The 13,754-nt window shown below is 71.5% G+C and carries 12 protein-coding genes and 1 tRNA gene; 6 read left to right on the top strand and 7 right to left on the bottom strand.

The features are described 5' to 3' along the window. Positions 1 to 1,269 (bottom strand): Twin-arginine translocation pathway signal, encoded by a 1,269-nt coding sequence (locus ACWCWD_RS26355; protein WP_450776288.1) that lies wholly within the window; start codon positions 1,267 to 1,269, stop codon positions 1 to 3. A gap of 479 nt (positions 1,270 to 1,748) precedes the next feature. On the opposite strand from ACWCWD_RS26355, the gene ACWCWD_RS26360 reads away from it, so the two are divergent. Continuing rightward, entirely contained in the window at positions 1,749 to 1,958 is a 210-nt protein-coding gene (locus ACWCWD_RS26360) for a hypothetical protein (protein ID WP_450776290.1), read from the top strand. Between the two features lie 575 nt (positions 1,959 to 2,533). On the opposite strand, the gene ACWCWD_RS26365 is transcribed toward ACWCWD_RS26360, so the two are convergent. Further along, positions 2,534 to 2,608: transfer RNA gene (locus tag ACWCWD_RS26365), tRNA-Val, on the bottom strand. Between the two features lie 279 nt (positions 2,609 to 2,887). On the opposite strand from ACWCWD_RS26365, the gene ACWCWD_RS26370 reads away from it, so the two are divergent. The 4 genes from ACWCWD_RS26370 (at position 2,888) to ACWCWD_RS26385 (ending at position 6,427) form a co-directional block, all read left to right on the top strand. Continuing rightward, positions 2,888 to 3,688, top strand: a complete 801-nt coding sequence (locus tag ACWCWD_RS26370) for a DUF4097 family beta strand repeat-containing protein (RefSeq protein WP_450776402.1) — start codon at positions 2,888 to 2,890, stop codon at positions 3,686 to 3,688. 70 nt (positions 3,689 to 3,758) lie between these two features. Next, a complete protein-coding gene (locus ACWCWD_RS26375; RefSeq protein ID WP_450776292.1) occupies positions 3,759 to 5,210 on the top strand; it encodes a hypothetical protein in 1,452 nt (483 codons plus the stop codon). Positions 5,211 to 5,399: 189 nt separating this feature from the next. Further along, positions 5,400 to 6,137: a DUF4383 domain-containing protein gene (locus tag ACWCWD_RS26380; protein WP_450776294.1), complete on the top strand. Its 738-nt coding sequence runs from the start codon at positions 5,400 to 5,402 to the stop codon at positions 6,135 to 6,137. 71 nt (positions 6,138 to 6,208) lie between these two features. Continuing rightward, a complete protein-coding gene (locus ACWCWD_RS26385; RefSeq protein ID WP_390965195.1) occupies positions 6,209 to 6,427 on the top strand; it encodes an FmdB family zinc ribbon protein in 219 nt (72 codons plus the stop codon). Between the two features lie 93 nt (positions 6,428 to 6,520). Here ACWCWD_RS26385 and ACWCWD_RS26390 read toward each other — a convergent pair whose 3' ends face one another. From ACWCWD_RS26390 to ACWCWD_RS26405, 4 genes are all read right to left on the bottom strand, one after another. Further along, complete coding sequence (locus tag ACWCWD_RS26390) at positions 6,521 to 7,180, bottom strand: O-methyltransferase (RefSeq protein WP_450776296.1); 660 nt, start codon at positions 7,178 to 7,180, stop codon at positions 6,521 to 6,523. 94 nt (positions 7,181 to 7,274) lie between these two features. Next, positions 7,275 to 8,072 carry an HAD family hydrolase gene (locus ACWCWD_RS26395; protein WP_450776404.1) on the bottom strand — a complete coding sequence of 266 codons (798 nt, stop codon included), beginning with the start codon at positions 8,070 to 8,072 and terminating at the stop codon, positions 7,275 to 7,277. A 26-nt stretch (positions 8,073 to 8,098) separates the two neighbouring features. Beyond that, complete coding sequence (locus ACWCWD_RS26400; RefSeq protein ID WP_450776298.1) at positions 8,099 to 10,630, bottom strand: phosphoribosyltransferase; 2,532 nt, start codon at positions 10,628 to 10,630, stop codon at positions 8,099 to 8,101. A gap of 10 nt (positions 10,631 to 10,640) precedes the next feature. Continuing rightward, the gene (locus ACWCWD_RS26405) at positions 10,641 to 11,804 is read right to left on the bottom strand and encodes an HpcH/HpaI aldolase/citrate lyase family protein (protein WP_450776300.1); all 1,164 of its coding nucleotides are present in this window, start codon (positions 11,802 to 11,804) and stop codon (positions 10,641 to 10,643) included. Positions 11,805 to 12,014: 210 nt separating this feature from the next. Here ACWCWD_RS26405 and ACWCWD_RS26410 point away from each other — a divergent pair, with 210 nt between their 5' ends. Next, the gene (locus ACWCWD_RS26410) at positions 12,015 to 12,965 is read left to right on the top strand and encodes a TerD family protein (RefSeq protein WP_450776302.1); all 951 of its coding nucleotides are present in this window, start codon (positions 12,015 to 12,017) and stop codon (positions 12,963 to 12,965) included. Positions 12,966 to 12,972: 7 nt separating this feature from the next. Here ACWCWD_RS26410 and ACWCWD_RS26415 read toward each other — a convergent pair whose 3' ends face one another. After that, positions 12,973 to 13,707, bottom strand: a complete 735-nt coding sequence (locus tag ACWCWD_RS26415; RefSeq protein ID WP_450776304.1) for a TerD family protein — start codon at positions 13,705 to 13,707, stop codon at positions 12,973 to 12,975. Between the last annotated feature and the right edge of the window lie 47 nt (positions 13,708 to 13,754).

Below are 13,754 nucleotides of genomic sequence, written 5' to 3' on the forward strand. Positions count from 1 at the left end.
TCAGCTCCCCTCGGTCACCGGTGCCAGGACCTCCGCGAGGTCCCGGCCGACCGGGGCATCGTGCCACGGCCGCATCGCCCGCTCCAGGGTGACCAACTCCCGGCGCATCCTTGCCGAGCGGGTCTCCAGCGCGATCGTCGCGACGGTCCGGGCGATCTCCACCGCCTGGTCAGGCTCCCGGGCCGTGGCCGCCGCTGTCGCCTGCCGGGCCATGTACACCCCACGGTCGCGACGTGCGGTCTCCGGCACCAAGGTGAGGACCTGCTCCCACAGCACGCCGGCCTCGGCTCCGAGGCCGAGCCGCCCATAGCAAGTAGCCCGCTGCACCTCCAGGTACCCCGGTGTCCGGCGGCAGGCGTTGCCCCAGGGCAGGTCGTCATCGACGCGCGGCAGGAGCCGGTCGGCGTCATCGAGCAACTGGTCGACGGCCCGGCGCTCCCCAATGAGGCTGGCGCCGTGGGCCTGCTGCTGCATGGCCATGATCCGCACCTTCGGGACCAGCCGGTCGGCGTCGTCCAGGGCGACCTCGCACAGATCGATGACCGCGTGCCCATCACCCAAGTCGGTGCGGACCTGCGCCTGGTTGACGAGGCTGTACCCGATGAGGTGCGGATCCCGGGACCGCATGGCGATCTCCTGTGTCACCCCGCGCCAGAACGCCGCCCCGTTCATTTCGCCGGCGTCCTGGTACAGCCAGCCGACGAGCGCCGCGTAGGCCGCCCCGACGCGCAGGAGCCCACGGCGCGTCTCGCCCTTCGCCGAGCGAACCAGCTTGTCGATGAGCTGGTACTGCGCGGACACAGTGCCGATCAGGTCGTGCGGGCCGAGGAACATGTCGGCCCGGTAGTGCCCTTCCAACTGCTGCTGGAAATAGTCAATCAGTGCCGGGTCCACGTGTTGAGGCGCCACGGATCCGGCGACGAGCGCGGCGGCCGTAACGGACACAAATGGCTGACGGCGGTTCACGTCCTGGCCCTGGCGATGCTCGGGCCGGATCCACCCCCGGGGCGTGGTGAAGCCGAGATCCTCGGGCCACCGGTTGAACACGTCATGCAACACCATCGCGGTTTCTTCGCTCGGCCAGCCGGGCGCGGACCCCTCCCACCGCCGCCAAGTACGCGCGGACACAGTGAAGTGCGGGTCGTCGAGCAGTTGCTGGCCGCGCAGCTGAAACGCGCCGGCCGCACGTTCGGCTGAACGCCACCCCTGCTGAAGGCGGGCGGCGCGCAGCGCATCGTTACGGCCTACGGAACCAGTGTGGTGGGTCATGTGTCGCGCTCCCAGCAGTGGCCAATGCGTGGCCGCCGATGGCCGCCCCATGGCCTAGTCACTACCTGACGTGCACACACATCATCGGGTGTGACAGCGGGCTACGCAGCGAAATGACGCTACGGACCTACCAGGGCAACCGTCACACCCGAGGTGACCGATGGAAGAGCGAGAGTGCACGTACTGTCCGGAGCCCGGGGCCGATGTGTGCGTCCGCATGCACACCACGTCCTCCGGATCCGGCATCGCCGTTTTCGCGCACTCCACGTGCGCCGAGCGGCGCGGCGTGTGGACCCTGTACCGGGTCATGCCCGAGGTTCCGGCGGTGACCAGGTGAGCACGATCCCCACCGAGCCGCTGAGCGAGGGAGACCACGCATACCGCGTGTGGATCATCCACACCGAGCAGTGCGCGACGTGCCGCGCAGGCCGCGCCTGCGCCACCGCCGTGCAGCTCGGCCGGGCGTGGAGGGCCGTCCGATGACCTTCCCCCGGTACTGCGTCGACTGCGACCGGGTGATCACCGGCAACGCCATCGTCGCCGCCGAGGGGCATTCCGCCTCCGGCGCCCGGCCCGACGCGTACGCCCATCCGCCGGGCGACCCGGCGTGCACCGCCCGGCGGGCGTCACCGAGCATGCTGCATCAACAGCTCGACGCGATGCCGCCGCCGGCTCCGGGGCGTCGCTGAGCCGGCCCTCGCGGATGCAACCCACCCGAGGACGCCGATCGCACCGGATCGAATGCGAGAAGGCCCCCGGCCGCGATCGGCTGAGGGTCCTCGAAGCTGGTCTGCCCTGTCATCCATCCTCAGTGGGCGCGGCTCGTTTTGAACCGCCGACATCCGCTTTGCACGTTGGATCGGAGCCCATTCATGGCGTCTCGCGCCAATGACCGTTGGCCGTGCTCGCCGCTCAATGCCGCCGCCGACCAGCACTGTTGATGTCGATGGCTGATGTCAACCGCCGAAGAGTTCCGGGTGCGGGCAGGGCTCCGGGGCTTCCTCTGGTCGGTCGGCCCACTGCCACCAGACGTGACGTTTCGGACAACCCCACACGCCGCGACAGACTCGCTTGCCGTCGTCCTCACGACGGCAGAGCGCGAACGCTCCGAACCGCATCGGTTGACCGCAATCGGGACATGCAAGCGGGGAGTCTGGCGGCATGAGCAGACCGTACTGTGCCGGCCTGCGGACGGCGCCGCTTTCGAAACACTCCGGGTAGATGCCAAAGGCCCCCAACCATGATCGGTTGGGGGCCTTCGTACTGGTGGGCGCGGACGGTTTCGAACCGCCGACATCTGCTTTGTAAGAGCAGCGCTCTACCCCTGAGCTACGCACCCGTGGACGAAGGAACAGCGTACATGGCGTCGGGCCCCCGCTCACACTCCGATTCCCCGCAGCCGCAGGTCCGGGCCGCCGCGCCGCCCCCGAGGCCGTCCCGAGACGGTCCCGAGGCCGCCGGATACGGGGGTTACCCCCACCCCGAAGCCGGTGGGCGGCCTCATCGTGGGTGACGGGCGGGGTGCATAACGTGAAGGTGGCCGGGGGAACTGCCCCGGTGAGCACTTCATCGCACCGCGCACCTCTGGGGGACCGAACCCGTGGACCACACCACCGGCATGCCGCACGCCCGCCGACCCATCGCCCGCCCGCGGGTCGCACGCCGACGCACCGCGCTCCTCGCATCCGCCGGGGCGCTCCTCGTCGCGGTGGCGGTCAGTGGGTGCGGGAGCGCGGACGTGGACGGGGCGCCCGTCGAGCACAAGTCGTTCGCGTTCCAGGGGAAGACGTTGACGATCGACACCTCGAACACCTCGCTGGAGCTCGTGCCGGCCGATGTGGACCAGGTGGAGGTGGAGCGGCAGACGGACGGGTGGGTGGTGTTCGGGTCGGGGCCCGATCCGGTCTGGAAGATGGAGGACGGCACCCTCACGCTGAAGGTGAAGTGCACGGGCGTGGTCAACAACTGCTCCGGCCGGCATCGGGTGAAGGTGCCGCGCGGGGTGGCCGTGAAGGCGTCGGGGAGCAACGGGAAGGTGACCGCGACCGGGTTCGACACCCGGCTGGAGCTGTCCTCCGACAACGGCGGGGTGGTGGTACGGGACGCCGGGGGCGAGCTGAAGTTGTCGAGCGACAACGGTTCGATCGACGCCAAGGGGATCTCGGGCCCATCCGTGGTGGTCGGTTCGGACAACGGGTCGATCCGGCTCGGGTTCGACACGGCGCCGGATCTGCTGGACGTGAACACCGACAACGGCGGCACCCGTATCGAACTGCCCGGGGACGGGATCGCGTACGCCGTGGACGCGAAGGCGGACAACGGGCACGTCTCCGTCGACGTACCGCGCAGCGACGCCAGCCCGCACGTGGTGAAGGTGCGCAGCGACAACGGGGAAGTCAGCCTCCGAACCGCGAACTAACCGGCCCGGGTATTCGTCATGTCTGGTGGGAGAATGGACCGGGCAGAGACGAATGGCACGGGAGAGGCATGTGACGGCGACAGACGCGCAGCCGCAGGTGGGAGCGGAAGTCCGCGGGGGACCTGCCGTCGCCGTCCCGCCCACCGCGAGCAGAACGGCGAGCAGGGCGCCGCGCCGGACCCCGGGGGCGTTCCGGGACGTCGTGGCGCTGGCGCTGCTGCCGCTCCCGCTGCTCGCCGCCGCCGCGTTGCCCGCCGCCTTCGCCGGGGGCGGGACGCGCCGCTGGTTCGGCGGGCGGGACGGGGGCAGCCGGCGGGCGGACGCCCAGGCGGCGAAGGACGCCGCCGCGGAGGCCTTCTACGAGCTGGACAGCGCGCAGCGCGATCTCGAGATCTCGATCGAGACCATCACGGCCGTCGACAGTTCCCCGCGCGCCCGGCAGGCCGTGGAGGAATTCGCCGCGCTGGGTCGCCGTATCGACGAGGTCAGCCACACCTACATCACCGCGGTCGACGCGCACGACCTGGACCGGGACGGCCTTGAGCCGTCCGCCGCGGCCCGCGCCACGACGGAGCTGACCCAGGCGAAGGACACTCTCGTACGGGTCAAGGGCGAGCTCGACCGGTACGCGCAGGGGCTCGGGCCCCTCCTCGGCAGCGCCGAGACGCAGCTCGCCCGGCTGGCCCCGGCCGTGGAGCGGGCGCGGCAGGCGCTGATCGGGGCCACCGGCGCGCTGGACGGCGTACGCGCCTCCGGCCTGAAGGCCGACGATCTCGCGGCCCGGCTCGCCGCCCTCGCCCCCGAGCTGACCAGGCTCAACCAGGGTGCCGGGCGCCACGGGGTCGCCGGGACGCTGGAACGTGCCGATCAGGTGCTCCGCGAGGCGCAGGCCATACGCACCGAGGCAGAGCGGCTGCCGGAGCGGGCTGCCGAGATCGACCGCAGGCTGGTGTCGCTGCGTACCCGCGCGCAGGCCCTGACCACCCGGGCCGGCGGGGTGGAGCCGATCCTCAGCGAGTTGCGGCGGCGGTTCTCCGAGGAGTGCTGGCAGGACCTCCAGCACGTTCCGGAGCAGGCGGGCGAGGACGTCCGCCGGGCGGAGGAAAAGCTCACCGAGGCCGCCGCCGCCCGCAGGGACCAGGACTGGGCCGACGCGACCGCCCGGCTCGGTACGGTCCGCGCGCTGCTCAACCACGCGGACGAGGCGGTGACGGCGGCCGGGGAACGGCTCCGTCTGCTGGACGCGGTGGCGAAGGACCCGAAGAAGGAGATCGAGCGGACCCGGTTCGCCGTCCGCGACGCCCAGCGGCTCGCGATGGCCGGCCGCAACACGCCCGATCCGCGCCACGCCGGGCCGCTGGACAACGCGGTGGCGCGGCTGGACCGTGCGATCGCCGCCCTGGACGTCCGCCACCCCGACTACTGGCACTTCCTGACCGAGGCGGAGGCCGTACGGCAGACGGCGGCCCAGGTCGTCTCCGCGATCCGCGAGGGGCTCGGGACGGGCTCGACCGCCACCTGAGGGACCGAGGGCGCGAGTCACCGGCGGCGCACGAAGAGTCGAGGAGTCGGCCACCGGTTGTCCCGCCCCGCTCCCGGGCGGATGCTGGAGGTGATCCGTGCGCCGGTGCGAACCTCCGCCAGGGAGAGGGACCGGTACGAACCTCCGTGGAGGCCCGTGCGCCGGTGCGTACCTCCCGAGGAGGCCGCCATGAAGCTCCACAAGGACAAGGCACGCCCCGCGCAGGCACGCCCCGCGCAGGCCGGACCAGCGCGGGCGGAACCCGTGGACGCCCGGACCGTGGACACCCGGACCCTGGAGGCCCGGACCGCGGAAGCCAGGACCGCGCAGGCGCGGACCGAGGCGGTCGGACGCGACCGGGCCGAGGCGGTGAAGGCCAAGCCGTTGCACACCCGTCTCAACGAGGAGCTGCCCGTCGACCACCGGCTCAGCCAGGTCTACCGGATCGGCGCCGGGCTGATGGGGCTGGTGCTTCTGGTCTTCGGCATCCTCGGCCTGATCGACAAGATCGGCTTCTTCGACACCGGTGGTGACACGGTCGCCGGCCTCAACACCAACGGCGCGCTCAGCATCCTCTCCATCTGTGTGGGGGTGCTGCTCTTCGGCGGCATGGTGGTGGGCGGCAACAAGGCGTCCACCCTGAACATGACGGTCGGCGTCCTCTTCATCGCCAGCGGGTTCGTGAACCTGGCCCTGCTGGACACCGGGCTCAACTTCCTCGCGTTCGAGATGCAGAACGTGCTGTTCAGCTTCATCGTCGGGCTGATGCTGATGTTCTTCGGGATGTACGGGCGGGTCAGCGGCGGGCTTCCGCACGACAACCCGTACTGGCGGGCCCGTCATCCCGAGGAGGCCGCCCGCGAGGACCGCACCCGGGCCAACCGGCCCCCGATGATGCCGGGGACCCGGCCCCAGCCGCACGGCTGACCACCCCTCCGGGGCCCACCGAGGGCCGCCGGTCCGACCCCGTGCCGGACCGGCGGCCCTACTCTTGGTCCATGCCTCGTTACGAGTACCGCTGCCGCACCTGCGGAGACACCTTCGAGCTCAGCCGTCCGATGGCCGAGTCCTCCGATCCCGCCACGTGCCCCGTCGGCCACGACGACACCGTCAAGCTGCTCTCCGCCGTCGCCGTGGGCGGCACCTCCTCCGGATCCGCGCCCGCACCGGCGGGCGGCGGCGGGGGCGGCTGCTGCGGTGGGGGCTGCTGCGGCTGAGGCCGTCGGACGCCGAAACGGACCACGAAGAACGAAACGGGACCGGGGCGGCCAGGAAGGCCACTCCGGTCCCGCGCCCGTTCACCGCTGAATTCACCGTTTCCGCGACAGTGTCAGCCCGTCCGCGACCGTGAGCAGCACGCTGTCCATCCGCCCGTCGGCGAGCACGTGGTCGTTGAACTCCCTGATGGCCGCCGCTCCCCCGGTGGCGTGCGGGTCCACGACCCCGCCGTGGAAGAGGGTGTTGTCGGTGGCGATCAGGCCGCCCGGCCGCATCCGGGGGACCAGCTCCTCCCAGTACGCGATGTAGCCGCCCTTGTCCGCGTCCAGGTAGGCGAAGTCGATGTGCGGCTCCTCGGGCAGGGCGCGCAGGGTGTCGAGCGCGGGTGCGATGCGCAGGTCGATGCGGTCCGCGACCCCCGCCTTCTCCCAGGCGGCCCTGGCGTACGCCGTCCACTCCTCCGAGACGTCGCAGGCGATCAGCCGCCCGTCCGGCGCCAGCGCCCGCGCCATCGACAGGGCCCCGAAGCCGGTGAAGGTACCGACCTCCACCACGAGCCGGGCTTCGGTCAGCCGTACCAGGAAGGCGAGCAGGGGGCCCTGTTCCTGGGCCGACTGCATGCCCGCGCGGTCCGGGAGTTCGGCGTAGGTGGTCGCGACGAGTTCGCGCTGGACGGGGTTGAGCGGCGGGTTGTGCGCGAGTACGTACGCGTACAGCTCGTCCGTCATACGGGTTTCGTTGCCCTTGGTCATCGTGCGCAACTCCTGGGGCCGGTGGGTGGTGCGGCGTCGTGCCGTTCGGGCCCAGCCTGCCCAATGGCCTCCTGGTTGCCCAAGACCCTTCTCGTCAGCCGCGCGTCGCTGCCAGGAACCTGCGCAGGATCTCCTCCCCGGCGAGGACGCCCTGCTCCTGGAGGGCGACGACGCCGCCGGTGTGCCAGCCGGTGTCGGCGAGTTCGCCGTGGCCGGGGCGCCAGGCGAGGTCGGTGCTGAGCAGCAGGTCGGCGTCGAGGAGGGAGTCGCCCGCGGAGAGGGTGAGTCCGGCCCCGGCGCGGCGGGCGACCTCGCGGACGGCCGCGCTCTTGGTGAGCGGCCGGGGTACCGCGTAGATCTTGCGGCCCTGGAGGGAGACGGTCCAGCCGCGCGGGTCGGCCCAGTCGACGAGCTCCTTCACCCAGCCGTCGGGGAGCCGGGAGCGTTCGACGACGAGGTAGGCGAAGAGGTCCTCGGCGACCCGGTCCTTCAGCAGCCAGGCGGGGTCGGAGACGGCGGCGAGGTGGGCGCGGACCTCGGCGAGCGGGGCGCACTCGGCGGCGATGCGCTCAAGGACCCCGGCGTGCCAGTCGGGGTCGGACTCGCCGTCCACGAGGATGTGCCCGCCGTTGGCGACGACGGCGTACGCCGGTGCCGGGCCGGGGAGGCTGATGCGGTGGTACTGCTCGCGGGTGCGGGTCGTCGTCGGTACGAAGACCGTGGTGCGGCCCAGCTCCTCCAGCAGGGCGCCGGCGGTCTCCGTGACGTAGGAGAGCGGCTTGCTGTCGTACGTCTCCACGCAGAGCAGCCGGGGTGCGTCGGCGTCCGGCATGGCGAGCTGGAGGGCGTTGGTGGAGTAGATGAGGGTGCGGTCGAGATCGCTGGCGACCAGCGCCACGGGGTTCGTCCCCGGTGCGGTCACTGTTCCGTCACCGCCTTGCCGTCGGCACCGGTCGCGCCCCGCGTGTACTTCGGGTGGATCAGTCCGACACAGCTGTACGGGAGTCCGTCGACCTCCTCGACGGGCACCCCGCGCTGCTCCGCGAGGAGCCGTACGTGGTCGAGGTCGGCGCCGGCGCCTCGGTCGGCGAGGATCTTCCAGGGGACGCGGCGGAGCAGCACGCGGGTGGTCTCGCCGACGCCGGGCTTGACGAGGTTGACGTCGTGGATGCCGTACTCCTCGCTGATGCGCTCGACGGCGGCCCAGCCCTCCCAGGTGGGGGCGCGGTCGGCGGCGAGCAGGGCCTTGGCCTCCTCGTCCACCTCGTCGGCGACCTCGTCGAAGCGGCCGGCGACGGTCTCCAGGAAGTCGAGGGAGACGTCCGAACCGGCCAGCTCGCGGTAGAACTTGGCGCCGTGGAAGTCGTCCGGGCCGACCAGGTCGGCGCGGAGCACGGTGCGCGAAATCAGGCCGGACACCGTGGAGTTGAGGCAGGCGGAGGGGATGAGGAAGTCCTCGCGGGTGCCGTAGGTGCGGACGCAGCCGCCGGGGTCGGCGAGGACCGCGATCTCGGGGTTGAACCCTTCGAACTCCTCCAGGGCGACGGCGAGTTCGCGGGTGATGGCGCCCTTGCCGGTCCAGCCGTCGACGAACACCACGTCGGCGGGGTCGTGGTGGGCGGCCAGCCAGCGCAGGGCGTTGGCGTCGATGCCCCGGCCCCGCACGATGGAGACGGCGTAGTGCGGGAGGTCGAGTCCGTGGCGGTGCTGGGCCCAGCGGCGCATCAGGACGCCGACGGGGGTTCCGGCGCGGGCGAGCGAGACCAGCACGGGCCGGGGTCCGCGTTCTTCGAGGACCGTCTCGGTGACGGTGCCGACGGCGCGGGCGATGCGGGCGGCGGAGGTCTCCAGGGCTGCCTGGAAGAGTGCCTGGTAGGCGGGGCTGGGCTGGTACTCCACGGGGAGCGATTCGGCGTAGTGCGCGCCACCGCTCTGTATCGCCTCCTCGCGTTCCTCCGTGGGGGCCTCCAGCTCGGTGTCCGAGAGGTCCTGGAGCAGCCAGCCGACGTCCTCGGCGGCGTACGAGGAGAATGCGGGGCCTCTGAGGGGCTCGGGCAGCATCGTGAATTCCTGCCGTTCGGGGGTGTACGAGGGAATGACCGCGAGGAGCACCTGGCCGGCATGGGCGGCGAGGCGGGCCAGCAGCCCTTCGGGGGCATGGAGTTCGGGTGTGTCGGCGTGCGAGTCGACCACCACGACGACGGCGTCGAAGCCGGCTCCGGCGACGTTGTACGTGTACCGGTCGCCGGGGCCGTCCGCCGGGGCGTCGTGGGCCGGGAAGACCAGCCGGCTGCGTATCGCGTAGCCGGGGTCGTCGACGGCGAGGACGGGTGAGCGGGTGGTGGTGGAGTAGCGGACCTCGGTGTCCGTCACGTCGTGGAGCTGTTCCAGGGCGGTGCCGAGGCGCAGCGGGGCGTACATGAGTTCCTCGAAGCCGAGGACGAGGACACGGCGGGGGCCGGCACCGCTTTCGGGGGCGCCGGAGCCGGAGGCGGCACCGCCGTACGGGTCGTGGAGGGCCGCCGCGATCCGGGCGGCCATGGCGGGGAGGGCGTGTTCCAGGGTGGCGCGGTGGGCGGGGGTGAAGCCGTGCCGGCCGCCGTCCGGCAGCCCCTCGGGCCAGCCGAGGTCGACCCGGACGGCCCGGGCGGCGGCAACCTCATCGGTCGCTGCGGACTCTGCTGCCTTCGCGGCCTCTGCGGCCTTCGCCGCCTCCACCGCCTCCTGTACGGCCACCAGGGCCTGTCCGCGTTCCAGTACCCCTTCGGGCAGCACGACCGTGCCGGTGCCGCGGGCGACCAGGTCGACGCGGGCGCCGATCCCGGCGGCGAACTCCGTGAGCCGCCCCCGGTCCTCGGCCGACCGCATGTCGGCGAGGGCGACGATGACGTACCGCTCGCGGGGGTAGAGGTCGTGCAGCGCGCGGATGGTGTTGAGGACGGTGTTGCCGGTGGAGAACTCGTCGTCGACGAGGACCAGCGTCCCGGGGCGGGCGAGCAGGGCCGGGTCCTCGGGGAGCAGCAGGTGGGAGGTGGCGTGCGAGTGGGATTCCTCGAAGCCGCCGGCGCGGACCACGCCGGGGACCGGGCGGCGGGTGGAGTGGAGGTAGGGCGCGGAGCCGATGCCGTCGGCGACCGAATGGCCGAGTCCGGTGGCGGTCTCGGCGTATCCGAGGACGATCGCCCGGTCGGCCTCGGGCCCGAGCAGGTCGCGAACCCGGCGGCCGAGGTCGACCCCGGCGCCGTGGACGACGGAGGGGAGCTGGGGCACGTGCTTGCCGAGGACGTGGGAGACCAGCAGATGGGCCCGCCGGGGGTTGCGCCGCAGGGCGAGCCCCAGCATGTCCCTGATCTCCTGGTCACCGGCGAGAGCGACTCCCAGCCGCTCGGCCACCCAGCTGCCCGACCACACCACGTCCACCGTCTCTTTCTCCGTCGCCCGCCCGCTCATCGGTACGCGCTCATTTCGCTCCGGCCGCGGCCAGCAGGTCCACGAAGCCGATGTCCTCGCGTGCGACGCCGAAGACCTCGGCACGCAGGAGGGTCCGTTCGGCCCACGCCCGGTGCGGTTTCACTTCATTCATCTTGTTCGTATACGCGGAACGCAGCACTCCGCCACCGCCGCGCTCGGGGCGCAGGATGTCCTGGGCGTCGCTGAATTCCTCGTGGCTGACGACGGACAGCGCGTGCACGGGGTCCACGTGCGAGGGGTGGATGCAGGTCTTCCCGAGGAGGCCGTTGGCCCGGTCGAGTTCGATCTCGCGGAGCAGCCCGTCCAGGTCGTGCTCGATGAGCGCGGTGCGCAGTTTCTCCGCCCGGCCCTCCTGGAAGGGGCTGCGGCGCAGCTGCGGCTTGAACATGCGTTCCTGGTTGCGGAAGTACTCCCATACGGGGCCGGTGATCGTGAATCCGGTGCCGTCGGCGCGGCCGAGGACGTTGACGACGTCGGCGATGACGGCACTGACGATCTGCACGTCGTACGCGGTCATGTCGGAGGATCTCCGCAGCCCGTAGGCGGAGCAGAAGTCGGTGACGCCGAGCCGCAGCGCGAGAATGTGCTCGCGGTGGGTCGCGACGACACGCGCGATTCCCTGGAGCGTTTCGGTACGGGTTTCCAGATGGAGGAGTTCCGGCGATTCGAGCACCGGCATGGCGAACAGCCGGTGTCCGCAGGCGGATTCCGCCTGACTGAGGGCCGCCAGGAAAAGCTCTCCGCGCTGTTCGGTGAATTTCGGCAGGACGAAGCCGGAGAGCAGCCGGACCGTGGCGCCGAGGCGGTCGACCAGGTCGGTGATCTGCTCGGGCTCACGCACCCGGATGAAGAGGAGCGGAATCGCCGCTTCGCGTTCGGCGAGGTCCGCGAACTGTTCGACCAGGTTCCTCTCGGCGCCTTCCACCTCGGTGTCGGCGATCGAGTCCTCCAGGCAGAGAACCATGGAGACGACGCCGCGCGCGGCCTGTTTGACGACGTCGTCCGCGAGCCGGGGGCGGGTGGCCGGAGCGTAGAGCGTGGCGCCCAGCGCGGCCGAGAGCACGCGGGCAGGAGCGTTCGCGTCGAATTCGCATGGTTCCTGGAAGAACAGTCCCTGCCGGGCAGCAGGCGAGATGTGCCCGAAATGACGCATGATTTTCCCCCGTACCGCCTGATCGATCGAACAACGCATGGCCGGTAATAGTACGTATGGACGGGTGTCCACAGTTCCCCGCATATGTGAACTTCGGGTAACTCGCCCGTGTCGGAGGACCCCGGCACGGTAGGGTGCTGCAGCTCAGCTCTACCGCCGGATACCGGTTCACGGCCCCCGCGTTGTCCGGGGGAGCCGCCAGCAGGCAGGATGACGGGCATGACGCAAGGGATGCTGAAGGGTTCGAACGTCCCCCTCGATGCCACGGCCGTAAGGGCCGTGCTGCGCTGGACTCCTGGGACGGGCGTCCCGGACGTGGACGCCTCCGCCCTGCTGCTCGGTTCCTCGGGCCGGGTGCGCTTCGACGAGGACTTCGTCTTCTACAACCAGCCCCGGCATCCCTCCGGCCATGTGCGCCGGCTGCCGAAGCGGAGCGTCGGCGACGGGCTGACGGACACGGTCGAGGCGGACCTGGCGGCGCTGGACTCCTCGGTGGACCAGGTGGTGATCGCCGCCTCCTCGGACGGCGCGAGCTTCGGGAGCGTCCACGACCTGCGGATATCGCTCTACGACGCGGCGGCCCCGGACGGCGCCCCGCTGGCCGTGTTCGAGGTCCGGCCCGAGACCGGTGAGGAGACCGCCATCATCTGCGGCGAGCTCTACCGGCGCGGTGACGGCTGGAAGTTCCGTGCGGTCGGCCAGGGCTATCCGTCCGGGCTGATCGGGCTCGCGACGGCCTTCGGCATCTCGGTGGACGACGGCGAGCAGCAGCCCGGGCCGTCCTCCGAGGGGCTGCCCGAGGCGCTGCCCGAACAGTCCGGGGCCGACGGAGAGCCGGAGAGCGCCCAGGCACCCGCGCCCGGCCGTCCCGCGCCGGAGCACGCCTCGGACCTCACCATTCCCCAGCCGCAGTCCGGGTACGGCTACCCGCCGCCGCCCGCGGCCCCGCCGGCGCCGGAGGGCGGGTACGGCTACCCGCAGCCCGCCACCACCGCTCCCGCGTACGGCTACCCGCAGCCCGCCGCCGCACCGGCCTACGGCTACCCGCAGCCCGAGACCAGCGCGCCCGCGTACGGGTATCCGCAGCCCGCCGCAGCCGCCGCGCCCGCACCGGACCCGCATTTCGTCCTGCCTCCGCAGGGCCCGCAGTTCGTCCGGTGATGAGCGCTCAGGCACGTGACTTGTAGCCGCGGCCCCACTGCATGCCGAAGCCGTAGAGCCGGTCGAGCTCGGACTGGAACCCGTAGACGAACTTGACCTCTCGGCGCACGATCAGCTCCTCCTTGACGTTCTCCACGGTGAACACGGCGCAGGAGCGGGCCTCGGGCGCGCGCTCGTCCAGCTCGATCTCGATCCGCGGGCCGTTGCCCGGGTACAGCGTGACCATGGCGTGCGTACGGTCGAACGCCGGCGTCTGGTCGTAGATGTAGACGAAGAAGAGCAGTCGTTTGATCTTGTCGCGGTGGTCCATGTTGACGTAGACCGTCTCCCCCGAGGGGGCGCCGAAGCGGTCGTCGCCGCTGAGCCGGATGTACGGCGGTTCGTTCAGGTCCCCGATGAGGTTGCCGAGGGGCTGCACCACGCCCTTGCTGCCGTCCATGAGCTCGTACATGCACCCGAGGTCGAGGTCGACGTTGACCATGCCCTGGGTGTGGGCCTGCACGACCTCGGGCTGGAAGAGCTTCAGCGGGTTGCGGAACAGGCTTCCCTGCCCCGAGCGGCCCTCTATGTCGGAGCTCCGCATCCGCCAGGAGAGGTTGACCCGAAGGTTCCCGGTGAGCGCTCCCTGTTTGGTCAGCGAGACCGTCGCGTTCCGCCGTGAGAGCTGAATCGAGTTCGACGCCGCGTTGCCCGACTCGAACTGTGCCGTACGTGCCGGCCACAGGCCGTCGAAGAAGCCCATCCCCCCACCCCACCCATCTGTCCGTGCGCCCTCGCGGGGCCGGGGTT

This window comes from Streptomyces sp. NPDC001493, from assembly GCF_053597235.1.